Source organism: Nocardiopsis sp. MG754419 (assembly GCF_018207095.1).
In the GTDB taxonomy this organism is placed as follows: domain Bacteria; phylum Actinomycetota; class Actinomycetes; order Streptosporangiales; family Streptosporangiaceae; genus Nocardiopsis.
Genome location: NZ_QOCZ01000427.1, coordinates 1 through 329, shown reverse-complemented (window position 1 = coordinate 329; position 329 = coordinate 1). Strand labels below are relative to the sequence as shown.

At 63.8% G+C, this 329-nt stretch carries 1 protein-coding gene; it reads left to right on the top strand.

The annotated features are described in order from the left end of the window. The first annotated feature begins 14 nt into the window (after positions 1–14). Entirely contained in the window at positions 15–131 is a 117-nt protein-coding gene (locus DSY14_RS29710; RefSeq protein WP_374224077.1) for a type IV toxin-antitoxin system AbiEi family antitoxin domain-containing protein, read from the top strand. Positions 132–329 lie beyond the last annotated feature (198 nt).

Here is a 329-nt window from a genome sequence, read left to right as displayed (position 1 = left end):
CCGTACGCCCGGACATCAAACTCAGCGGACTGGGCCCGGAGCTGACAGAACTGGTACGGACGGGAGCGTTGGCCAGGGTCGCACGCGGCGTGTACGGGATCCCGTCGCCCGCCGAGGGCGGTGATAGCTAAAGGACGCCATATCCAACGCAGAACGTTAGAGGTACACGCGCGAGTGCCGCCGAGGCGTAGTTCGGCGGCACTGGGACGCGCGGGTTTCTGGGCTCACGCATCGCCTTCATTCTATGCGTCCTTCGGCGTGCACGCGAGAGCCCGGAGAAAATTCGGCCCACACCGGGCCAGGAAATGGGCTCACCATGTCTTTCTTTT